A 21,999-nucleotide genomic window follows, 5' to 3' on the forward strand; every position below is an offset into this window, starting at 1 on the left:
GGTCGGGCCCGACAGCGATCAGCCGTCGAAGAATGTGCTGGTACTCGAGATGCCGTGGCGTAGGACGATGTAAAAAGGGCAATTCGCGATCACTCCCCGTCGGGTTGCTTCGAAACGCCATGCGCGAGCACTCCTTCCAGCTCGAGCTTCGGATAATGGATCCGGCTCGGGCGCTTCGTGGGGAAACAGGTAGGGACCAAATCGGCCCGGATTGGCTTCGGCGTGACAATGGCGATCGAAACGACGAGATCGCGACAATTGCGCACCTTGAACTGCGGTAATACTCACCCGCGCGCGGCTTTTGAGCTGGAACGTGCCCATCCTGCTCGTCTTATGATTCGTCGCGTACGAGTTGCGAGGGGGACCAAGCAGTCCGCGGTGACAGCACGACCTGCGGGGCCGACAACCCGTGCCAACGATCGGTCCGTGACGAAGCCAGCTGTGCGATGGCGGTTCGGGGCTTCCTGACGCGCGTCGGCGTGCATTCGCAGGAATTCATAAAGTTTCCAAGTCGTTGAGACGCTCAGCGGGCTCATTCATGTTACGGCTGAATATATCTAATTCGGCTATCGCCACTACTGGGTCAGCCGCAAGTGGCTATTTGTCCTGCGTGCTCAGTCGAAGACAACGAAGACCGAACCAATTAAAATCCCAGATCAGGTTAAGGCGCGGAAGGACCCTTCGCTCGGTCGCGAGATTGGCTGCTTGCGAGATGTGTTCTCTCGCCGCCTCGAGCTGAGCTCATGAACCTGAGCAACATAAAGGCGTTTTGGACGTGGCAGGTGAGCCGTTCTGGCGTATATCGCGACAAGACCTCGACAAGTTGATGGCCACATTGGACGTCACCTTCGTCAAGCTGTCGCAATGCGTGCTTGCGACGGGGGCTCACCTGGCCGTCGCCTGCGCGGATGCCACCACCATCCACTACTGTCTTCGAGGCGTCGGGTTCATTCTCTTGGACGGTGAAGCGCCCATCCGCCTGACGCCGCATACACTGGTGATAGCCCCGCCTGGACGAGCAATGACAATTGTCGCCACGGAGCGCCCGACCACACTGCGGAAGGTCGGCAAGGGCGACGACGGCCTCTTCGCGCCCGGCTCGTCGTACCGGCACACCATCGGCGATGGCAAGCCGACACTGGCGCTTGCGTGCGGCACGTTTCGAGCCACCTACGGCCCGGCACTGGACTTGTTTGCATCGCTTGCAACGCCCATTGTCGAGACGTTCAACGTACATGACCAACTCGACCAGATGATAGCCTGCGCAATAACCGAGCTCGCGGCCCAGGACGTCGGTGTGGGACCAATGTCGGCGGCGCTGCTGAAGCTCGTGTTGCTCGCGCTGCTTCGACGCTGCCTAGTCTCGAAGAAACCGTGGGTGGAGCGCTTCGCGATCTTAAGCGACCCGCCGATCGCACGAGCTTTCGCCGAGATGGCCTCGCGCCCCTCCTTTCCGCACACCGTACAAAGTCTATCCCACGCCGTCGGTCTCAGCCGCTCAGCTTTCATGGCGCGGTTCTCAACTGCCTTCGGTGAGGCGCCCATGTCACTCCTGCGCCGCCTTAGGATGCGCCTCGCTGCTGACCTGCTCTCAGCCAACGCGCTATCGATCGACCAGGTCGCCCTAAACGTCGGCTACCAGAGCCGGAGCAGCTTTACGCGCAGTTTTCGTCGGTACTACGGCAGCGACCCTTCAGAATACCGCTCCAAAGCGCAGAGCGCACGGTCCTCAAGGGCTGCTCCAACTGAAGATGCGATCGAGCAATCCGATGCCGCGTGAGAATTTCGTCCGCAAGAGCGTTGGCGCCGCCGCCGGCGAGCTCATTGCGGCCTAGTGATGACACCCGAGCTCGATCAACTCAGTGCCCTCTCGGTTCGGGGCGCGAGCTAAGCGTCGACATCTCCCGCGGCGCGCTGCTCGTGGAGGTGGCTCCGGCATCTCGTAGAACGAATTCTACGGAATCCCGACCTTCAACGAGTTGACGCCACGGCTGCATCGCGCATCCAGTCGAGGCTCGGTGCGGATTCAGGCGAGCGTCTTAGCTCGTTTGCACCGCGTAAGCCCTCGGGCCGTGAGATCGATGCGCTGGAAGCCGCTCGCCCTCTGCCTGCTCGCCGGCGCGGGCGCGCTCGCCATCTCCGGGAGCCTTTCGTGCGGCATTTCCTTCTGGGGGACTTCGATCGACCAGTCTCGAAACCGCGCGACTTTGATAAAAGCGTCCAGCGCCGGCGAGTAGCGGCGCCCCTGCACGGCCAGCAGCCGCACCTCCCGCGAAATCGGGTCGCCTTCGAGCGGAATAGTCTTGAGCGTCGGAAGGCATGGCATGTGCTCGGGCGCGAGTACCACGCCGAAGCCAGCGGCGGCCAGGTACTGGAGGTGCAAGTCGTGACCGCTGCGGTGGCCCAGATGCGGCGGTTCCTTGGGGAAATACAACCGTTGAATCTTTGGGAGGACGTCGCATCCGACGCGCTCCAGCAAGACGGTCTCGCGGAGGTCGTCAATTCCGATCGAGGGGCGATTTGCGAGCTGGTGTGTCGGCGCCAGAACCGCGACGTAGCGCTCTTCGAAGAGCAACCAGTCGTCGATGCGGGTGGGTATGTCCTGCACGTCCCCGACGATTGCGGCACTGATCTCCCCCTCAAGCAGCAGGTCGATGAGCTTCTCCGCCGTGCCCTCGCACAGCTCGACATTAAGTCCCGCGACGAACCTTGCAATCTCAGTGATCAGATCGAGAATGAGCGAAGCCGAGATAGAGGGGGCGAGGCCTATCTTGAGTGGCGCGACCTCCTTGCGTTGAAATTCTTTAGCTCTGCGACGTGCCGTTTCTACCGAGGCCAGTGTGCGCGCCAGCATCGGAAGAACCTCCTTCCCGAGGTCGGTGAGCTGCGTCAGCTGGCGCTCACGATAAATCAACGGGCCCCCGAGTGCCTGCTCCAGCTTCTGGATCCCCTTGGTCAAAGCGGGCTGTGTTACGTTGCACTGCTCCGCCGCGCGGGTGAAGTTAAGCGTGGATGCGACCGCGAGGAAATAGCGAACTTGATGAAGCTCCATGGGTCTCCGATAACTTGCTCCTGTCTATGCACTTGACGCCGTGACGGGGGGGCGCCGAAATGACGGAACTGTGGATGCCACTTGCATGCACACGTTGGAACGGCTCAGTCTATTGGTTTGGACGCACGGACACGCTTTCTGGAGCTCTGAGAGCCGGGCTAGTGCGCAGCGAGGTGGGCGGAGCTCGCTGACGAGGAATCGGCAAATGCCCTGCGGCAGGCTTTATGGTCTTTCCCCCTCGCGAAGAGCGCATTCAGTTCTGTCGAGCCGAAATCCCATTCAGGCAGCACCCGTACGAGCTGCCCAGTCTCCAGCTCTGCCCGCACGCTGATTTCGTCCGACGCGGCAAACCCTAGCCCGGCTACGGCGCTTGCTGTGGCTCCTTCGCTGGTGGTGATCGCGAGCTGGCTCTCAACGCGCACGGAGGTGACACGGCCGTCTTTGCGTAAGGAGAAGGTCGGCGATGAGTGCGCCGGACTGACGATCACCGAGTGGTGCGCGAAGTCCGAGAGCGTGTCGGGCGCGCCGTGCTCTCGTAGGTAGTCCGGAGGGCCGCGAGTACCCTCGGAAGCCGTATGATTGATCCTTCTTCATTTTAGCAAGAATGAGGGATTTGCCCGCCGTACCCGCCACGGCGGCCGCCGCTTAAGGGCTAGCTAGAGGCTAAAATCCGCGTCACGAATCTGATCCGAAAGTTCCATTGAGCCGATCCTCATCGACGAGTGCGCCCTCTCCCCGCGGGAAGGCGTGCCTCAGCCCTTCCAGCGACGGTCGGCTGGCAACTCCAAGACGAAATGTAGGTTTTTCTTTCAACCGGCCTCATCGAAAATATGGAACCTATCATCGTCCGCTCATCGTGCACGGGCCGAAAATCGGTTTCGCGCGAAGGTGCGAGCCTGATTGCGAAGCAAATCCCGCATGGATTGCGGGCGTCCGACGGAAGGAAAGCAGTCGCAGGATGTCGAAGTGGACGAACTCTACGATTTGTTCGAGTGCATTAAACCTTCGGATCGTCGTCCCGCGCCCTTTTGGGTGCCCAAGCTCAACCGGCGCTCAATTGAGCCGCTCGTGACAATTGCCTTAGGCTTGGCGCAACGGAGACCTGGATGCGTTATCGCCCGGCCGAAATGTAAGTCCCTCGCAACACCTGCCATTCTGGAGCCTGATCATGAGAAGAATCACTGTTCTCGTCGCCTCTGCTCTGATCATTGCATCTACTAATGCCGGGCCTGCCGCAGAGTCCAACTTAAACAAGGATGTTAACGCCGCTCGCGCGGCCTTGGCGACGGTGCACAGCAAACCCGCCAATGCGGCCGACAAAGACGAGGCTTGCCGCGTCTACGTCGCCTCATTCTATCAGTCCGCGAGGCTGCGGCAAGCCGCTGCTGGCGGCGTCGACGGCGCGAGGGTGTTAACTGCGCTCGATTCCGTGATCAATATTTTCAACGATCTGTTGGCGCCGAAATGCGGCGGTTGACCCTCACTGTTCTCTGGCAATGACAATGGGCGCGGGGCCGCAGATGATCGTATTCCCGTTGACAACCCCCTGGATATGGTTTGAGGCCGCCATGGCAGTTCACTCAATCACCAACACTACACTCCACAATTTGGTGGCAGGTCCCACGATCTTTATCTGCGATGAGTGCGTCGAGCTCTGCAGGGACGTTATCCGCGAGGAGAACAAGTCCTCGCTGGTCAAGTCGCGCGACGGCATTCCGACGCCGAAGGAAATCTGCAAGGTGCTTGATGACTACGTCATCGGGCAGAGCCATGCGAAGAAGGTCCTGTCGGTCGCGGTGCACAACCACTACAAGCGCCTCAATCACCAGACCAAGCACAACGACGTCGAGCTTGCGAAGTCGAACATCCTGCTGATCGGTCCGACCGGCTCGGGCAAGACGCTGCTCGCGCAGACGCTCGCCCGCATCCTGGACGTGCCTTTCACGATGGCGGATGCGACCACGCTGACCGAGGCCGGTTATGTCGGTGAGGACGTCGAGAACATCATCCTGAAGCTGCTCCAGGCCGCCGACTACAATGTCGAGCGCGCCCAGCGCGGCATCGTCTATATCGACGAAATCGACAAGATCAGTCGCAAGTCCGACAATCCCTCGATCACGCGCGACGTGTCGGGTGAGGGCGTGCAGCAGGCGCTGCTGAAGATCATGGAAGGCACGGTGGCTTCGGTCCCGCCGCAGGGCGGCCGCAAGCATCCCCAGCAGGAATTCCTGCAGGTGGATACCACCAACATCCTGTTCATCTGCGGCGGTGCGTTCGCCGGCCTCGAGAAGATCATCTCGGCGCGCGGTCGATCGACCTCGATCGGTTTCGCCGCCCAGGTGATGGCGCCGGAAGATCGCCGGACCGGCGAGATCTTCCGTCACGTCGAGCCTGAGGACCTCCTGAAGTACGGCCTCATCCCCGAATTCGTCGGCCGCCTGCCCGTCGTGGCGACGCTCGAGGACCTCGACGAGACCTCGCTGAAGAAGATCCTGACCGCGCCGAAGAACGCGCTGGTGAAGCAGTACCAGCGGTTGCTCGAAATGGAGAACATCGAGCTGACCTTCGCCGACGAGGCGCTTGGCGCGGTCGCCCGCAAGGCGATCGAGCGCAAGACCGGCGCGCGTGGTCTGCGTTCGATCCTCGAAGCGATCCTGCTCGAGACCATGTTCGACCTGCCGGGCCTGGAAGGTGTGGAAGAAGTCGTGATTTCCCGCGAGGTCGTGGAGGGCACGGCGCGGCCGCTCTACATCTACGCGGATCGCTCGGGGCGCACGGTGGGAAGCAGCGCTATAGCGTACTAACTCGACCGGGCCAAACGACTGACGCCTACAGCATCCGATCCGTTACTTGTTCTTCCCCCTCGTTTGCTACTGCTCCGGTGCCCAAATCGACGTCAACGAACCTAAATCGCTAAATAGTACGATAATGTACTGTGATAGGAGTGAAACATGGGTGAGATCATTCGATTTGCACCAAAGTCGGAGCGAGAGCGAGCTCGCCTTGTTCGAGAAGCTCGAGCGATTTATGACAGCGTCTTCCCGCCGTCTGAATGCGCCTGCGACCAGCCGGACAATGCATGCGCAAGCCACATGCGCGTGGACGCAGACATCGATCACGGCGATGGGGGCGCATCATGATCGCGATCATCGCCGTACTCTGCAGCTTGTCTTCTCCCGCAAATTGCCACGAGCAGACCGTCACCACCTCGAACTTCGCTGACATCTCGATGCAGTCCTGCCTGATGGGCGCACCGCAGCTTGCCGACTGGATGAATCAGCATCCGACCGAGCGCCTCGCAGCATGGCGCTGCGTGCTCGGTAAAAAGGATGGCAGGGGCGCTTAGGGTCCCCGGGGCCGATTTTGTTCCTCAAATAGTTCCGCGACTCCGCGCTCGATCCGCGAGGAGTCAATTTGCTTGGGTCCAGGCCGGCATGAGGAAACTCGCCAGGACTGGGATGAGATAAGCGCGGCCGAGCTCGACCAAGGCGGTCATGATCAGTTTTCTGGTCGGAGCGAAGTATTCGCCGTAGGCGGCAGCTAAGCTGTCACGTCAGCGACATACAGATGACCACCTGTGCGCCCGCCGTGGCTCTTTGGCCATCTCCAGTGACGATGTGGATGCCCACGACGCCGCGACGATGTCATGCCCCCTGGAATAGAACGATCTTCGAGCTAATGATGCCTATGCCGCCGATCACTATCTCCACAGGTTACTTTTCCTCGACGGTCGCGGGACGGTCATATTGTTTCGAAACGCCACCGAGGAGCTGCAAGCACGTCCAGTAGAAAGTAAAGAAAGAAACTTCGTAAACGCGCCCATGGAAGCTCCCACCGTCGCGATTGAGGCGTCGCAGGTTAAATTCGACGGCATGGACCGCTTCCGCCCTACGACGAAAGACCTTCGCTCCTCTTAAGTCCTAAGGGCATTTGATGAGCGCGCTAAGCGCCTTGTCATCGGTGTCGAGGCAGTAGACAGCGAGCAGCCTCGCGCCCGAACTCACATCAGCGTGGGGCGGCCATCGATAAGGCTGCGCTGCGCGGGCGATCCAGATAGTGGTTCGGATGTTCGCGGACTTTCTACCTCTGGGTACCGACCGGTCTTTTTTTGCGGAGCCCGCACTTATGCCCCGATGGGCTTCACACCGTACTTTTGATAGTAGGTGCTCCTGATTTCATCCTGACTTCGAGGAGGGCGAGCGAAGACATGGGCTGGAGATAGCAACGGGCTGATTGAAGTGGTTTCGATTTTGACAACGTGATCAACAGGATACTCTAGGCCATTCGTCGCCCGAACCCAGTCGGCGATCATCAAGGACTCGCCATCTTCTGGCGGCAGTATCAACGCACGGCCCTTGAATCGGTAGCCGCGCCTCTGGAAGATGTCGACTACGTTAATTTCGACAGCGGGATTGCGCTCCAAGTTCAATATCGTCCGAGGCGAGGCGATGTCAGCGAAGTACAGAACGCCGTTTCTTACCGTCAAAGACGCCTTCGGGGAAAGATTTGGCGTTCCATCCTCGTTGACTGTCGCCACAAACGACAATATCGCCTGCTTGATGATTGCCTCCATGTCGGCAGTGATTTCAATCATAGATACCATCTCCTTGTTCTTCGCGAGCGCTTCTAGCCAGCTGTCACTTGCAGCCCGCGTTGCACCGCCGGCCGAGCGAGGCCACGGGTGAGCCACGCCTGCACATGAAGAAAGCGGTCGAAGCCGACGAGATCGCGTGCTTCGTAGAAGCCGATCAAATTGCGCACCCAGCCGAGCAGCGAAATGTCGGCGATGCTGTAGTCGGCCCCCATCACCCAGTCCCGGCCCGCCAGCCGTTGGTCCAGGACACTGAGCAGCCGCGCTGATTCGGTCGCGTAGCGGTCGCGCGGGCGCTTGTCTTCATAGGCCTTACCGGCGAATTTGTTGAAGAACCCGACTTGGCCGAACATCGGCCCGACTCCGCCCATTTGCCACATCACCCACTGGATCGTTTCGTAGCGGGTGTTTGGATCGGCTGAGATGAATTGCCCGGTCTTGTCGGCAAGGTAGAGGAGGATCGCGCCTGATTCGAACAGCGCGAGCGGTGTTCCGCTAGGCCCATCAGGGTCGTAGATTGCGGGAATCTTTCCGTTGGGGTTGAGCGCCAGAAAGGCCGGGTCGTGGGTTTCGTTTGCCATGATGTCGATCCGGTGCGGCTCGTAAGGAAGGCTCGTTTCCTCAAGCATGATGCCGACCTTCACTCCGTTGGGCGTGGAAGTGGAAAAGAGTTGCAGCCGATCGGGATACTGCGCCGGCCAGCGCGCAAAGATTGCATGATCAACAGTCACTTTCTTCCTCCTAGATAAGCGGGCCGCGCCGGGCCGGGGCAAAGGCGAATCCTCCGCCAGGATGCGAGCCGAGCTCGCATGGGTACCCAGGCACGACCTTGGACATCAGCTGAGAGACGACGGGATGGATGGGCATTGCCTGCCCCACGCACCGGCCCGGGGAAAGCGCCGACAATGCATGTGTGAGGGGAGAACCGCTCGCCTTCGCTGCTTCCTCACGGACGAACTCGGATGATCGTTTTCCCGCTGATCCGCCGCGTCGGATTGAAGGCGGCGACTGCCTCGTCAAGGGTCGCGATGTTGCCGATGTTTGTACGCAGTCGTCCGTCCCGTACCCGCTGGACGATCTCACCCAGTTGCGCGCGATCGGACACCAGAACAAAGTCGATCGCCAAGCCGTCGACGGGCCGCGCTTCGGTCGGCCCGGCGATGGTTACCAACGTTCCTCCGGCTCGAACCAAGCCGGCGGACCGCTTACCGATCTCGCCCCCGATGACGTCGAAAACCAGATGGACTCCGCCGACGCCTTCGAGATCGTCTTTCTCGAGGTCGACGAACTCCTGCGCGCCGAAGTCGAGCGCTTTCTGACGGTCGGCGGCGCGTCCCGTGCCGATGACGTAGGCACCGGCCTCTCGTGCGAGCTGCGTCACCATCGAGCCGACCGCGCCGGCCGCGCCGTGCACGAGAACGCTCTGCCCCGCCTCAAGGCGACCGTGCACGAACAGTCCCTGCCAAGCAGTCAGGCCCGGCATCGCTACGGCCGCCCCCACCGAGAACTCGACGTCGCCTGGCAGCGGTGCGAGATTGCGTGCCTCCACTGCCACATACTCAGCCAGGGTGCCGCCGCGATACGAGTCCGAGAGACCGAACACCCGTTGTCCTACCGACAGTCCGGTTGTGCCATAGCCGAGAGCGGTGACAATACCTGCCAGCTCCTGGCCGGGAATCGTCGGCGACCGGTCACGGTCGAGGCGATCGGTCCAGGTCGAAGGCCACGTCAGCTCGCCCGAGGTGAATCCAGACGCATGCACCTGAACGACGACGTCATTTATCGCTGCCTGCGGCTCGGGTCGCTCCACCAGCTTCATCCCGGCCGTTCCCGCAGCCTGGTCCGTCACAACGATCGCTTTCATGGGAATGATCTCCTCTCATTCGTCTCATTGCTGGGTATGTTGCGTCGATAATCTGCGCTTCAATCGGGATAAAGCGGCGCCCAGGACAGCGACGATTCTCATGACACTGTTCCATGTACTGGTGAACCGCTAGCGGTCGAGCCGTCGGACGTGCTCTTCCCGGTTCTGTCGGTGTGCGGATTGCGCGCACCGAGAAGGGCAAATAGGGTGGCCACAGCGGCAAGTCCGCCGTATCCGAGCGTGATCTGCGGAAGCGAGAACAGGTTGGAAAGTTGCCCGGAGATGAGGCTCGGGAAGGCGGCGCCGCTGTAGCAGAGAAGGTAGATCGCGCTGAAGATTGGTGCCCGTTCGGCGAGTGTGCTGCCGTGCAGCAAGCCGCGTGTGGCGGCGCTGATGGCGATGCCCTGGCCGGCACCGGCAACCATGGTCGCGGTGATGAACAACACTAGTGTGCCGGCTAAGATTGCAGTGCTGATGCCGATCATTCCGGCCACGAAGGTGATCATACCGACGCGTTGGGCTACCGCGGATGTGAACCAGCCACCAATGGGAGCGCCGAGAACGCTGGGGGTCATATAGGCAGCGAACACTAGCCCGAGGATCAACGGGCTGCGGGTGTGGAGTTCATCTTGTACAAGCGCAGGCATGAACGCTTGGTAGAAGCCCCCGCTGGCCCAAGTGGCGAGAAACACCGCCGCCGCGACAGGGAGCAGATGCCTGACCCGCGCCGGTACGCTGACCTGGGGTAACAGCGATCGCCAAGCGCCCGGAGTTGGAGTTGCTGTTTCCGGACTGATTGCGACGAGTGCAACAGACAGTAATAGGAAGCAAACGCAGACGAGATAGATGAGTTCGCGCGGCCAGGGGCCGAACTCAACAAGCGCACCGGATGCTATGGCGCCGATAGCGACGCCGAGCATCGGTCCTTGGCTGGTGACAACGGACGCCAACCATTCCGGTCTGCTGGGTGCCGCATCGACGATGTAGGAGGTTAGACTGCTGCCAGCCAACCCGGTGCCGAGGCCCACGAGGAGCCGACCGGCCAGCAGAGTGTCGATGTCGTGCACATTGAGCAACAGCAGACACCCCAGCAGGAGAAGACCGAGGCTAGTGATCGCAGTGACCCGGCGGCCCAGATGATTGGAGAGCCGTCCCAGTACCAACAGCGCGGTTATGGTGCCGACGGCGTACGCGACGACGGCCATCGAAATACCGGCGTTAGTGAACCCGTCTTCTGTCCGGTAGGTGTTGTAAAGGGGGATCGGAGCGGCCGCAGCGGCGAATGAGACCACCAAGGAAACTACCGCTGATAAAAATGCCAGCGGGAGCATTCCGCTTCGGTGAGACTGGCTGATCACTGGTGGCAAGTTTTGCATCGAGTAGCGAATCGGTCGTCTTCCAAAGAATTCGGGCGCGCAGGTCCGAGTTCTCCGCTTGGTTTGCTTCACTAGGTGGCGGTGATATTGGTGCCAAACTGACGAGTGGCTCCATCGCTGAGAGCTGCCACAGCCGTCCTTTGGCTATTGTCGATCGGGTACTGCCATCGTCGATCCGCGCGGCGCACGACGCCGCTCGCTGAGTCTCGAACGTATTTGCGACTTAGATCTTTGCCATCAATTGACCGATCCAGCGCGATCAGGGCGAAATCGTCGGCAACGTACACACGACGCGCGTTGGCCTCGAGCGGCAACGCGTACTTGAGATCGAACTCGAGTCGGGCTGCGATTTCGTTGGAAGCGAGCGGATTGGATCCGGACATCAGGGGTCTCCTGCTCGTGTTGGCTGAAACGGTTGTCCTGGTCGTTATTCGACTGAGTGGCTGTCAAGGTCGCAGCGCGGCTCGAAAGTTTCCAATAGCCAGTACTTATGGTTTTCATAGCGAGGGGAATTGCGCAGCGACAGTCCTCAATCCCGTTCTTAGATCAAGACAAGTTGCTTAGCCGCGGCTGTGTCATCTGCGTTAACCGAAAGCGTTGATCTTCGGCCGGCGTGGAGCGGTGCTTCTGCGTCCTCCGTCCGATCTGCAGCTACCGGTCGCCCCCGATTGACCAAGCAGATTTTTGCTGGCCTCCAAAGATCAAAGGTCAAGGCGGACTTCCCATAGCGGTCGACACGCAACCATCTTCTCCTTGTTTGGAGCCTCCAACGCGCACTGGCTTCGTCTCCTATCGGCGACGCTGTATCACTGAGGGTCTTCCTTCGCGCTTCATGATCATCTGCTCCTGTAACGTCCTCAGCGACCGGTATCTTCGCCACGCAGTGAACACGACTGACGCCGCGCTGCGCAATGCCAAGCAGATCTATGAGCATCCCGGTTGCAGCGCCGAATGCGGCCGCTGCGCGCACACCATGAGGACGATCATCGACGAGGCGTAAGGGAGCGTGCACTAGCGTGTCAGGCTGGTTGCCCCGCATGGTGGGACCAAGGATGAATGAGCCCAAACTCACGTCGAAAATAGCCTTAGGTTCCCTTGATTTGCTGGACAGGCGCCTCTCGGTTTCACGCCCAGAGAATGCCTGTCTGCTTGTTCTTCGTCAGAATCGTTCTAGACTTGCGAGGGTCAAGAACGGGCCTCAAGTCTTGGAGTTCATCATGCAGGGCGACCCGAAAGTCATCGAGTATCTCAACAAAGCACTGCGTCACGAGCTCACGGCAATTAATCAGTACTGGCTGCACTACCGCTTCCTGAATAATTGGGGTCTCCTAGAGATGGCTAAGGTCTGGCGCAAGGAGTCCATCGAGGAGATGGAGCACGCTGACAAGCTCACCGACCGCATCATCTTCTTCGATGATTTCCCAAACATGCAGGTGCTCGATCCCCTGCGCATCGGCCAGAACGTCAAGGAGATTATCGAGTGCGATCTCGCCGCGGAGATGAGCGCGCGTGCCCTCTATGAGGAAGCGGCGACCTATTGCCACAGCGTAAAGGACTACGTCACGCGCGACCTCTTCGAGGAGCTGATGAGCGATGAGGAACATCACATCGACTTCCTCGAAACCCAGCTCGATCTAATCGGCCGCATCGGCCTCGAGCTCTACACCCAGAAACATGTCGGCGGGCTCAAGACCGAAGAGCACTGAATTGTTGCGCCGTCCACGGCAATGTGGCGACGAGCAGCTGTAGCGATTGGTGCCGCTCACGCTTCAGTTGTGCTCGATCGCAGGCAACCATGCACTTTGCGACCACGACGTTCCAGCGCTGCGGATGCCGTTCATGGAGGGCCTTGGTTTCGCCACCGGCATATAACGAGTTTTCCATGATTGCCGACCGGGTCCGTGCGGCGAATGGCCAAGGGTATTCTGTCCATCCTCTCGTCAGAATTGAAACCACTTTAATTTCACGGCTTCTTTCTCCCGCTCATGCCTTTGCTGATCCGCCTTGGGAGGCAGCAAGAGATCAGGGACGCATATCGTTGGAAATACGAGCTGATCTCCGGGCCGTAGTGATCAGAAGCGCGCTTGGCGCAATACGATATGCTGCGTGGGCAATTCAGGTTCTCGAGGTCTTATGTCTCAAGTCGACTGGTTGAGTCATCTCCTGCAAATCATCACCGTTACCGGCCAGCTTGAGGTCCGCTGCGCGTACGGCGCGCCATGGCGTGTTATCTGGCCTAGGGCGGCGGCGAACGAGATCCCTTACCATGTCATCGTCAAGGGCCGGGCGATTTTCGAGGACCCTGAATCGAGAACGGTGCAGGAGCTTGGGAGCGGGGATATCGTGCTGCTCCCTCACGGTTCGGCGCATGTACTGCACGACGGCAGCGGCAAAACGCCGATCAACACGCACGAAAGCAGGGGCTCTGCAGGATGGATGTTGAGCGAGAACAATGGACGGGGTGAGCAACTAGATCTGCTGTGCGGACGATTTTTCGTCGTGCCACCCCATGATCGATTAGTCCGCAACTATCTGCCAGCAAATCTGGTCGTGCGGGCTCTGAAAAACCACGGGGAAGAGGACATCGCGTCGGCATCGAGTCAACTTTCCGGACTGGTCAGCTTAATGCGAATGGAGTCCGCTGAGGATAGAGCGGGAGGACGCGCCATTCTGAACGCGCTTTCTTCGATCTTGTTCACTCTAGTTCTCCGCGCCGCGAGCGAATCCGGAAAATCCACCGAAGGCTTGTTGGCCCTTGCTGGCAATCCGAGATTGGCGCCGGCCATTGCGGCGATGTTCGCTGATCCGGCGCGACCTTGGAAGCTTCCCGATCTGGCGGATCTATGCGGCATGTCACGCGCGACATTCATGCGCCAGTTTCAGGACAAGTTAGGTCGCTCCGCCCTCGACCTGTTGACCGATCTGCGCATGAGCATGGCCGCCAACGAACTCAAGAAGCCAAGGATCAGCACGGAAGCTGTGGCTGAGACGGTCGGGTATCAATCGGTTTCGGCCTTCCGGCGTGTATTTGCGGAGAGGATGGGCATGACACCAGGCGAATGGCGCCGACTGGCGCACAACGGCGATGAGCCCGGGTCGTCGCCAAAATGATCCTTTTGAGCACCAATTTGAGCCTATAGAGGCTCGAAACGATCATTTCCGGCGGTAAATTGGGCTCCGTCATCACTTGATAACGGAGCACCCCGATGAACAACACCACTGCAACCGCTGTCGCTGCCGATCGGGAAACCTCCCGTTCGCGGGCGCGGCCGTTGCCGACAAACGCCGTGATCGAAACCATTCTGAGCCGCAGCGCTGCGAAGTATTACGACTCGACGGCCGTCCTCAGCGACGATCAGATCCGTGACCTCGTGCGGATCGGCACGTCAGCGCCGACATCCTTCCATCTGCAGAACTGGCGCTTCATCGCCGTGCGCTCACCCGAAGCAAAGGCTCGGCTGCTTCCGATTGCCTGGAATCAGCCCGCAATTACCGAAGCAGCCGTCACCTTCATCATGGTCGGCCAGTTGGCCGATGCCAGCACCGTCCCTGAGCGCTTGGCGCCCGTCGTGGAAGCCGGAATCATGCCGGCACATGTGGTGCCGGAATGGGAGGGGCCCGCGCGCGGCCTGTACGACAATCATCCGCAGCGCCAGCGCGACGAGGCTGTACGCTCCGCTACCTTCGGCGCCGCAGCCATCATCTATGCAGCCCGCTCGCTAGGCCTGGGTTCGACACCGATGATCGGCTTCGATGCAGAAGCCGTGCACAAAGAGTTCGGCCTGGCCGAACACGAAATCCCGGTCATGCTGTTGACCGTCGGGCCGGAGCGGCCCGGCAACTGGCCGCAGAAGCCGCGTCTGCCCGTGGCCGACGTGCTGCACTTCGCATAACCAACTCTGAAATCAACTATCCAAGGAGAAATATCATGGCCAGAGCTGTCGCTCTGAAGCCGGACCACGTTCCGGCCGCTTCGAAACCGACCCTCGATATGTTCACCAAGAACATCGGGTTCACGCCAAACATGCTTGCGACCTTCGCGCAAAGCCCGATCGCGTTCAACGCATGGGCCGCTCTGCTCGGCTCCTTGAGCAAGGCGCTCGACGTCAAGACCCGCGACAGTATCGGCCTTGCGGTCTCCGAAGTGAACGGCTGCAACTACTGCCTGACGGTGCATAGCTTCACGGCGGAGCATATGGCCAAGCTGCCGGCGGAGGACATTGTTCTCGCCCGAAAGGGTCACGCAACCGACCCGAAGCGGGATGCCGCCGTCCAGTTTGCACGCAAGATCATCGAGAGCCGAGGCCATGTCACAGACGCCGATCTGCAAGCCGTCCGCGATGCTGGCTACACGGATGCGAATATCATGGAGATCGTCGCGCTCGTGGCCATGTACTCGCTGACGAACTTCTTCAACAACGTGTTCAATCCCGACAAGGACTTCCCCGCAGTCGCAACGGCCGGCTCGATCTGAGCCTGCCAGTGGTATCAACCGCCTCCAAGGAGCTATGGAGGCGGTTGATGCAAGAGCTTCCTAGCCATTTGGATCCCTCGCATGAATATCCTCCATATTGATAGCAGTCCTCGCCCGAAATCGCATAGCCGTGAGCTTTCGGCGGCGGTCGTCAAGAAGCTTCTTCAGGTTGCGCCGGATGCGAGCATCAGGCGGCGTGATCTTGGAGCTGATCCTCTGCCTCACGCCACGGCTGACTACGCGGATACGCTGTCATCGCCGGCCACACTGGCGGCACCGCCTGAAGGGCGCTTTGGACCTTGCCGAAACACTCATTCGGGAAGTCGAGGCGGCTGATGTGATTGTCATTGGAACGCCAATGCACAACTTCACTATCCCTTCGGTTCTTAAAGCGTGGATCGACCAGGTCCTGCGCGTCGGCCGCACAATGGAGTCAACGCCCGTCGGGAAGGTGGGAATGCTTCCGGATCGTCCGGTTTTTATCGGCGTCGCTTCCGGCGGCGTCTTTACCGGAGAACGAGGAAATCAGCCTGATTTTCTCACGCCCTATCTGACGCTGGCACTGAACTCTATTGGGCTAAAGACGCTGCAATTCCTTCCGCTGCAGGCCACCGCGTTTATTGAAGAGGGCCAAGCTTCGCTAGCGAGCGAGAAGGTAATTGACGGTATCGACTTGACAGTCGTGCGAGAGCTTCGAGACGTCGCTGCTTGATCAGCCGTGCTCTCGAGTATCGCCAGACCGTATCGCAATGCTCTCCGTGCTCTGGACAAAGTCGCACCGGCGGCATTCTGAGGGCCCATGGCAAGCCTTGACAAGCGCCCGTTTAACCTCCGGCCCCCCCGCGGGACTATCAACACGAGGTCTTCCGATGATTAGTACGCTTCCGCAAATCGGCGACAGGATCACCGACAAATCAGCATCGCCCGATGAAAGCAGCGTTCGCGACTGGATCGGAGCAGATGGCTTCCAATACTGGGCCAAGCTGCGGACCTGGATCGATGAATCCTACCCAGAAGTTTTCGCGCCGGATTGGGTCTACGGTGGAAAGAACCGCGGTTGGTCCCTGCGTTACAAGAAGACCAAGGCGTTCTGCCACCTGGTGCCGGAATTCCGACGAGTTTCAGCTGTGGTGGTCATGGGTAGAGCAGAGCGAGAAAAGTTTGAGGAGCGGCGCTATGTTTGGCACCCGCAATTGATCAAACTCTACGATGACGCGAAAACATACATCGACGGAAAATGGCTAACGATTGCCGTCGCATCGGCAGATGATCTGCATGATGTGACGAACCTTCTGACTATGAAGCGCCCGCAAAAGTCGTGCGGTTGAAGGTCACAAGAACGCTGGTTTGCCGGCGATAGCTCCAAGGATACGAAGAGCGGTGCCTCAGGGGTGGGGAAGTGGCGGATATCCATTCAAAGCTTGCCTCCGCGACGTTAACGGGAATTGAAAACGCAGCCAGACGGTTCGCTTCTAGGCAGGCGTGGCGAGACGCTGGACATATGACATTGAACCCGTTGGCCAAATCTGTATTTTCGAAGCAGGAGATTTATCATTTTGAAGTCGACCCGCGCCAGTCCAAACATACCGGTACAGCCGAACGTCAGGCGGAGTGCGGTCATGGAAACGGCGCGGAAGCTTGGTCTGCTCGGTGGCGAAAACCGTCGGATCGGCGACCGTGTTTGCCAAGATCTGGTGGCGGCGGCGAAGAAAAAATCCGGCATATCGTCCGACACCGAGCTTATCGAGTACGCGCTGGCGGAGGTAGCACTCGAAGACGACTTCGGCACCAGAATCATCCGTCGCAAAGGCCAGGTCGCGAAAGACGTCGACCTTGAGCTTTGATCTGCTCCGTGCGCTGCAGCGGATCAAGCCGCATCGCACTGCGAACGCGATTCGCCGCCGCCACGCGAGTTGTGGGGACGACGCATCTCTGAAAGCTTGCTTGAAAGTGTGCTTTTGTCATCCTTGCCGGACAGTTGATTGGGCCCAAGCAGCGTGAGCGACGTTCTGCGGACGCCACTTCCAGGGGAGGAGTTCGTCAATGCGCTTGGCAGAGTGATCCGGCAGGCGGGCTAGGACATCGGCGAGCGTGCGAGTAGGGTGCAGACTCGCATCCAGCCAGAATGACTCAGATCTAACCACGGTGTTGCCCTGCTGAACGAAGTAAATGCGAGCCGGGCCCGTAGCCGATTCGGAGTTCGCTGACACCTCCGCCAACCGGTTTCACATCGCCCAGGTTGCCGAGCTCGCGGCGACGGATGCGGACGCGTGGTCTGGTTCTATTGTGCGTGTCATACGTTTGAGCGTGTTTTAAACGTTATAACGTGTGGTGTTGATCGCCTGCAAATGCATCATCCTGCCGGATGGGGCGGCGAAAATCTGCACACACGCGGCGACTTCTTGCCCGCAACATTCGGCGGCTTCGTTTGCAACGCGATTGGTCGCAGGATGATCTTGCGGACGCTGCCGGCGTGCGTCAGGCGCTGGTCAGCGCGCTGGAAGTCTCGACCGCTAATCCCACTCTGGAAACGCTGGACAAGGTTGCAATTGCCCTTGACGTCGAGGTCGCTGACCTGCTGATGCCGATAGCAAAGGTGTTTGCGGGACCGAGCAGGAGACGCCCCCCCGCGCGTTCTCGCGGAAGAAGCGTGGCTAAGGCCTGACCTGGACGCACGCGCGCCGAACCGCCGCTAGTCGATATCGCCGCCTCCGCTTCGCCGAATGTAGCTGCAAGTCGCGAGCTGCTAAACTCGGTATCGCTTTGCAGGGCACGCTGATCCTGCTTCGCCGAGTCCGCGTTGCGCTGAGGCCTCGCTACAGCGAGTGCGGTCCGACGCTCTACCGAATGCTTGGGGGGGCCATCGACCGAGAGGTCGCATAGCGGGAGCCCCTTGGGTGTACTGCCGAGGAGCCCGCAAGCGGGTCGGATGAGAAATTCAGCTTTCAAGCCCGGGAACCAGGCCGCTCCGAGCTTCGGGAGGACTTCAGGACGCACGCGACCCTTGCATACCCCCGTCTCCTCTTTGTTCCCCATTTGATCGCCGGAAGTTATCAAAGCGCTAAGGAGCTAACTTATTGTTTGAAAACCCTATTATTTAAGGCAAACCGGCCAGCGGATCGAAGGACGAAGCCAGCGCGTTTACAGTCCGTTGCTGTAATTGAGATGGAAATGGCTCTCCCTCAGGCGAGATCCCCTCCGGGCGGACGGCATCGCCCTCCATGCCGCCGCCGCTTGTCATCGAGGGGCGCAGCCGGCAGTCTCTTCGGCCTCGACAGACCGCCCCCGACAAGTGCCGCATATTACAAAGTCAACGGCAGATATTCTCAGTCACTACTTGACGTCCGTTAGCTCTCTTACGATCGCGGAAAGGCGACGCCTTGCCTGATGTATATCCGCCCGGCGGCGGCGAGCGGAAAGGAATTCTTGTGATTACGTCACGATATCGACGCCGCGCTCGGCCTTCCTCCGGCGCCAGCGGAGGCGACGCTTTTGTCCCCCCATCGTTACCTCCTGATTCTTCTCGAGGTAGATCTGAACCGCCTGTTCCGTGAGATGGATGCTTTGGCTCATAATCTGCGTGGTCGTCAGGCCGGCAGTCCCCGATTCTGTCAGACCGCCCTTGCGGAATTGGGTTAGCGTCAGGTGGGGTAATCCGCCTTCCTCGCAGATCTTCGCCACCGTCTCGTAGAGCCTTTTTCTGGACCAAGGTCTCGGCTTGTCTGGCGCCGATCGTTCGCAGGCGAAGAGCGGTCCGGAAGTACGATTGGCCTTGAGCTCGTCAAGGCGCTGCATCAGCGCAGGATAGAGCGGCTTACCGTCGTCATCGTGCAATAGAAAATATCGCTCCTGGTTTATCTTTTCGGCACGCACGAATACCTCCGCCTCATGATGGAGCCCGCGATATTCATTTACTGTCATTTTGTAAGGAAAGTGGCTGACGCGCGCTTCCATCTCCCACGCGAACAGTGCGATGGCCGAAACCGAGAAGAGGCCTTTGCGATCGGAGGCCCGGACGAACGTCGCGAGCTGAGGGATCGTCACGGCCGGCGCACCTTTGGAACGGTGCGGCATATAAGCGCCTTCGAACGGATTGACGCCCTTGTGGAGCAGGTGCGCGTGCTTGCGCTTGGTCCCGTTGACCATCGCCCGCAGATTGTGGATATCGTCTTTCGCTGTGCGACTGCGCTTGCGCTGCACCGGCTTGCCGTTCTGGTCGATGTCAGTGACAAAGAGGTATTCTTCATAGAAGTCATCAACCAGCGCGGGGGTGATTTGGATCATCGGGACATCCCCGAAGCGCTTGCCCGCCAACGGACCCTTTTGCATCACGTGATTGCAGCAGCGCCGAATGCTATTGACATAGGTCTTCTGCGTGATCTTGACGAGATTCTTGAAACGGACGGTGGCTTCGTACTTCCTTGATAACCACTCGAGCGTGCCGTAAAGCGGCCCGCTCTCAACCGGGATTGCCAGGCCGTTCTGTCTTCTCGCCTCAAGCAGTGGCAGGACCTCACTATCATAGGTCGCGAGCGCTGTTGTGAGGTCAGTACCAAGCGATAGGCCCGTGATAGGGAAGCCGTCCTTCCGCATTTTTGTCGAGGCCTCGAATCGGAAAAAGGTCATCTGCTTGGATTCCGACCAGTGGTGCCGAACATACGGCGGCAGCGCCGTCTGACAGAGGCACTGAATATCTTGAGCCATCTGAAGTTCTCCTTGAGCTCCGCTAAGGCTGATTTTGGCATACGCAGGGCCGTGAACTGCCTGAATGCCACCAAATTTCCGGGATGAAGCCAACCGCCGTGGGGTAGAAAGGATGGTAATGCTCAGGTCGGCATCACGGCGCCGAGTAGAGACGAGCGGATCACCAAGCAAAGCATCGCTACCAATCCGGCTGTCGAGTCGGGACGGCTCTTGGGAAATGAGTCGGGACAGATAAAAAAATCCAGCAATGCAAGCGCCTTACGTTGACTGACGTGTGGTAGTGGCGGGATATTCGAACGAATTGTTCGAACAGGCCGAGCTGGATGGCGCCGGCTATTTCCGCATCTTGTTTCGGATCACCTTGCCGGCGCTAGCGATCCTGCTCATCGTCGCCATTCTGTTCACGGTTCTCGTGATTTTCGGCGACATGACTGTGGTGGCGCTAACCACCAGGGGCGGCCCGGGCTACGCGACCGAGATTCTCCCCTATTGGGCTTATCTTAAAGGCATCCAGGGTGGAGCGCTGAGCCAGGGCGCGGCAATCGCGCTGTTTCTGTTCCCAGTTCTGCTCGCCGTCTCCATCGTGGCCTTGCGGATGGCCTATCGCAGGCAGGAGTAGCAACCGATGCGCACGGGACAAACGCTTCGCATGGTCGGCTTCTACGCTGCACTGCTGTTGTTCTGCGCCTTCGCAATCTTCCCGGCGGGCTGGATGCTGATCACCGCCTTCAAGAGCAATGCCGATCTGTACGATCCGGCCAACAATCCGTTCTTGTTCAATGTTCCCCCGACCCTGAGCCACATCGGCTTTCTGTTCACAGAGACGAACTATCCGGTCTTCCTCTGGAATTCATTTTTCATCGGCGTCATCGTCGTCGCCATCACGCTGGTGCTCGCGGTGCCTGCCGCCTACAGCCTGGCGCGGCTGATGGGGCATTGGGGTGAGCATTCGAGCATCGCGATATTCCTCGTCTATCTTATTCCCCCCACGCTGCTTTTCATCCCGCTATACGAAGTTGTGACGTTGCTCGGTCTCGCCAACACGGTGTGGTCATTGATCCTGGTCTATCCGACGATAACGGTTCCATTTTGTACTTGGCTCCTGCTTAGCTTCTTCCGTTCGATTCCACGCGAGATCGAGGAGGCAGCCTTGACCGACGGCTGGAGCCGCGTCGGCGTCTTCTTCCGTGTGGCGCTGCCGCTTGCCGTCCCGGGTATCACGACCTGCATCGTCTTTGCCTTCGCGCTGTCGCTGAGCGACTACATCTATGCGGCCGTGTTCGTCAGTTCGACCGCGAGTCGCACCGTGAGCGCCGGGGTGCCGACCGAATTGATCCGCGGCGATATCTACTATTGGCAGGCACTGATGGCGGCGACCGCCATTGTCGGGCTTCCGCTCGCCGTGGTCTATGGCCTGTTGTTCGACTGGCTGGTCAAAGGCTTTCAGGTCGAGCTACCGCGTTCACCTCGGGCGTAAGGGTCGTTTGACTGTGTCATGCGAAAGATCGGATGAGGTATCGCAGGTCCGGCGGGTGTGGGGAAACGCGGTAGCGCCCCCCCGCTACCAATCGTACGATTTTCTCCGCCAAACTACGATTTTCCGCGACACCATGCGCTCGATGGTAGCGCTTCGGGCCGGCGACACGGGTGGTCGCCAGCGCCGGATCAATGGCGGTTGAGGCGAGCTGACGCGTCGATTGATAACAAGGCCGCGCCGCTGCCTCTACCGCCTCCGAACGCGTATCCAAGGCGGCCGGACGAACATTGATCGGCAGATCGCCAAAGCCGAGGCGTAGAACGGCGAATAAATCTCCAAACCAAGCGCCGTCACCGATTTGAAGCTCCGACTTCGGGAATGCGACCAGAAGCGCCCAACGCTCCTGCGACATCAAACGCGTCCGGGTTCGATCGAAGGCAGCACGATGCGCCGCCATCCGG

General features: G+C 59.6%; 25 protein-coding genes and 2 pseudogenes. 17 read left to right on the forward strand and 10 right to left on the reverse strand.

Features of this window, described 5'->3' with window-relative positions; genetic code table 11:
* Window positions 1–775 precede the first annotated feature (775 nt).
* Window positions 776–1,780, forward strand: a complete 1,005-nt coding sequence (locus tag AAE027_RS12925) for an AraC family transcriptional regulator (RefSeq protein ID WP_370988380.1) — start codon at window positions 776–778, stop codon at window positions 1,778–1,780.
* Window positions 1,781–2,026: 246 nt separating this feature from the next.
* Here the strand turns inward: AAE027_RS12925 and AAE027_RS12930 are convergent, their stop codons facing one another.
* Both AAE027_RS12930 and AAE027_RS12935 read right to left on the reverse strand, forming a co-directional pair.
* Window positions 2,027–3,052, reverse strand: coding sequence for a LysR family transcriptional regulator (locus tag AAE027_RS12930; RefSeq protein ID WP_370988381.1), 1,026 nt, complete (start codon window positions 3,050–3,052; stop codon window positions 2,027–2,029).
* A gap of 158 nt (window positions 3,053–3,210) precedes the next feature.
* Window positions 3,211–3,636, reverse strand: coding sequence for a LysR substrate-binding domain-containing protein (locus AAE027_RS12935; protein ID WP_370988484.1), 426 nt, complete (start codon window positions 3,634–3,636; stop codon window positions 3,211–3,213).
* A gap of 584 nt (window positions 3,637–4,220) precedes the next feature.
* On the opposite strand from AAE027_RS12935, the gene AAE027_RS12940 reads away from it, so the two are divergent.
* From AAE027_RS12940 to AAE027_RS12955, 4 genes are all read left to right on the forward strand, one after another.
* Entirely contained in the window at window positions 4,221–4,529 is a 309-nt protein-coding gene (locus AAE027_RS12940) for a hypothetical protein (RefSeq protein ID WP_370988382.1), read from the forward strand.
* A 91-nt stretch (window positions 4,530–4,620) separates the two neighbouring features.
* Window positions 4,621–5,856, forward strand: a complete 1,236-nt coding sequence (clpX, locus tag AAE027_RS12945; RefSeq protein ID WP_370988383.1) for an ATP-dependent Clp protease ATP-binding subunit ClpX — start codon at window positions 4,621–4,623, stop codon at window positions 5,854–5,856.
* A 147-nt stretch (window positions 5,857–6,003) separates the two neighbouring features.
* On the forward strand, window positions 6,004–6,192 hold the full coding sequence (locus tag AAE027_RS12950) for a hypothetical protein (RefSeq protein ID WP_370988384.1): 189 nt from the start codon (window positions 6,004–6,006) through the stop codon (window positions 6,190–6,192).
* Complete coding sequence (locus tag AAE027_RS12955) at window positions 6,189–6,398, forward strand: hypothetical protein (protein ID WP_128935376.1); 210 nt, start codon at window positions 6,189–6,191, stop codon at window positions 6,396–6,398. Before AAE027_RS12950 ends, AAE027_RS12955 begins: the two co-directional genes overlap by 4 nt.
* A gap of 777 nt (window positions 6,399–7,175) precedes the next feature.
* On the opposite strand, the gene AAE027_RS12960 is transcribed toward AAE027_RS12955, so the two are convergent.
* From AAE027_RS12960 to AAE027_RS12980, 5 genes are all read right to left on the reverse strand, one after another.
* Complete coding sequence (locus AAE027_RS12960) at window positions 7,176–7,646, reverse strand: pyridoxamine 5'-phosphate oxidase family protein (RefSeq protein ID WP_122401530.1); 471 nt, start codon at window positions 7,644–7,646, stop codon at window positions 7,176–7,178.
* A gap of 32 nt (window positions 7,647–7,678) precedes the next feature.
* On the reverse strand, window positions 7,679–8,374 hold the full coding sequence (locus AAE027_RS12965) for a glutathione S-transferase N-terminal domain-containing protein (RefSeq protein ID WP_370988385.1): 696 nt from the start codon (window positions 8,372–8,374) through the stop codon (window positions 7,679–7,681).
* 215 nt (window positions 8,375–8,589) lie between these two features.
* Window positions 8,590–9,507: an NADP-dependent oxidoreductase gene (locus AAE027_RS12970; protein WP_370988386.1), complete on the reverse strand. Its 918-nt coding sequence runs from the start codon at window positions 9,505–9,507 to the stop codon at window positions 8,590–8,592.
* A 98-nt stretch (window positions 9,508–9,605) separates the two neighbouring features.
* Window positions 9,606–10,883, reverse strand: coding sequence for an MFS transporter (locus tag AAE027_RS12975; protein WP_370988387.1), 1,278 nt, complete (start codon window positions 10,881–10,883; stop codon window positions 9,606–9,608).
* A gap of 71 nt (window positions 10,884–10,954) precedes the next feature.
* Window positions 10,955–11,266 carry a hypothetical protein gene (locus AAE027_RS12980; RefSeq protein ID WP_370988388.1) on the reverse strand — a complete coding sequence of 104 codons (312 nt, stop codon included), beginning with the start codon at window positions 11,264–11,266 and terminating at the stop codon, window positions 10,955–10,957.
* A 449-nt stretch (window positions 11,267–11,715) separates the two neighbouring features.
* Here AAE027_RS12980 and AAE027_RS12985 point away from each other — a divergent pair.
* The 9 genes and pseudogenes from AAE027_RS12985 (at window position 11,716) to AAE027_RS13025 (ending at window position 17,201) form a co-directional block, all read left to right on the forward strand.
* Window positions 11,716–11,939 (forward strand): annotated as a pseudogene (locus tag AAE027_RS12985) ((2Fe-2S)-binding protein).
* 161 nt (window positions 11,940–12,100) lie between these two features.
* Complete coding sequence (bfr, locus tag AAE027_RS12990) at window positions 12,101–12,589, forward strand: bacterioferritin (protein ID WP_370988389.1); 489 nt, start codon at window positions 12,101–12,103, stop codon at window positions 12,587–12,589.
* A gap of 427 nt (window positions 12,590–13,016) precedes the next feature.
* Window positions 13,017–13,994 carry an AraC family transcriptional regulator gene (locus AAE027_RS12995; RefSeq protein WP_370988390.1) on the forward strand — a complete coding sequence of 326 codons (978 nt, stop codon included), beginning with the start codon at window positions 13,017–13,019 and terminating at the stop codon, window positions 13,992–13,994.
* Window positions 13,995–14,089: 95 nt separating this feature from the next.
* A complete protein-coding gene (locus tag AAE027_RS13000) occupies window positions 14,090–14,776 on the forward strand; it encodes a nitroreductase family protein (protein WP_370988391.1) in 687 nt (228 codons plus the stop codon).
* 35 nt (window positions 14,777–14,811) lie between these two features.
* Window positions 14,812–15,357, forward strand: coding sequence for a carboxymuconolactone decarboxylase family protein (locus tag AAE027_RS13005; RefSeq protein ID WP_370988392.1), 546 nt, complete (start codon window positions 14,812–14,814; stop codon window positions 15,355–15,357).
* A gap of 81 nt (window positions 15,358–15,438) precedes the next feature.
* Window positions 15,439–15,555, forward strand: a pseudogene (locus AAE027_RS13010) (FMN-dependent NADH-azoreductase); the annotation flags it as partial.
* Window positions 15,556–15,559: 4 nt separating this feature from the next.
* A complete protein-coding gene (locus AAE027_RS13015) occupies window positions 15,560–16,069 on the forward strand; it encodes an FMN-dependent NADH-azoreductase (protein WP_370988393.1) in 510 nt (169 codons plus the stop codon).
* 157 nt (window positions 16,070–16,226) lie between these two features.
* Window positions 16,227–16,685 carry a DUF3788 domain-containing protein gene (locus tag AAE027_RS13020; protein ID WP_370988394.1) on the forward strand — a complete coding sequence of 153 codons (459 nt, stop codon included), beginning with the start codon at window positions 16,227–16,229 and terminating at the stop codon, window positions 16,683–16,685.
* A gap of 291 nt (window positions 16,686–16,976) precedes the next feature.
* The gene (locus tag AAE027_RS13025; protein ID WP_370988395.1) at window positions 16,977–17,201 is read left to right on the forward strand and encodes a hypothetical protein; all 225 of its coding nucleotides are present in this window, start codon (window positions 16,977–16,979) and stop codon (window positions 17,199–17,201) included.
* 117 nt (window positions 17,202–17,318) lie between these two features.
* On the opposite strand, the gene AAE027_RS13030 is transcribed toward AAE027_RS13025, so the two are convergent.
* The gene (locus AAE027_RS13030) at window positions 17,319–17,567 is read right to left on the reverse strand and encodes a transposase domain-containing protein (protein WP_370988485.1); all 249 of its coding nucleotides are present in this window, start codon (window positions 17,565–17,567) and stop codon (window positions 17,319–17,321) included.
* A gap of 155 nt (window positions 17,568–17,722) precedes the next feature.
* Here AAE027_RS13030 and AAE027_RS13035 point away from each other — a divergent pair, with 155 nt between their 5' ends.
* The gene (locus AAE027_RS13035; protein WP_370988396.1) at window positions 17,723–18,022 is read left to right on the forward strand and encodes a helix-turn-helix transcriptional regulator; all 300 of its coding nucleotides are present in this window, start codon (window positions 17,723–17,725) and stop codon (window positions 18,020–18,022) included.
* Between the two features lie 767 nt (window positions 18,023–18,789).
* Here AAE027_RS13035 and AAE027_RS13040 read toward each other — a convergent pair.
* Window positions 18,790–20,061, reverse strand: a complete 1,272-nt coding sequence (locus AAE027_RS13040) for a hypothetical protein (protein WP_370988397.1) — start codon at window positions 20,059–20,061, stop codon at window positions 18,790–18,792.
* A 280-nt stretch (window positions 20,062–20,341) separates the two neighbouring features.
* On the opposite strand from AAE027_RS13040, the gene AAE027_RS13045 reads away from it, so the two are divergent.
* Both AAE027_RS13045 and AAE027_RS13050 read left to right on the forward strand, forming a co-directional pair.
* Entirely contained in the window at window positions 20,342–20,680 is a 339-nt protein-coding gene (locus AAE027_RS13045) for a carbohydrate ABC transporter permease (protein WP_370988398.1), read from the forward strand.
* Window positions 20,681–20,686: 6 nt separating this feature from the next.
* Window positions 20,687–21,538: a carbohydrate ABC transporter permease gene (locus tag AAE027_RS13050; RefSeq protein ID WP_370988399.1), complete on the forward strand. Its 852-nt coding sequence runs from the start codon at window positions 20,687–20,689 to the stop codon at window positions 21,536–21,538.
* Window positions 21,539–21,554: 16 nt separating this feature from the next.
* On the opposite strand, the gene AAE027_RS13055 is transcribed toward AAE027_RS13050, so the two are convergent.
* A complete protein-coding gene (locus AAE027_RS13055) occupies window positions 21,555–21,995 on the reverse strand; it encodes a hypothetical protein (RefSeq protein ID WP_370988400.1) in 441 nt (146 codons plus the stop codon).
* Between the last annotated feature and the right edge of the window lie 4 nt (window positions 21,996–21,999).

The sequence above is a fragment of the Bradyrhizobium sp. DN3 genome (assembly GCF_041357655.1).
In the GTDB taxonomy this organism is placed as follows: Bacteria; Pseudomonadota; Alphaproteobacteria; order Rhizobiales; family Xanthobacteraceae; genus Bradyrhizobium.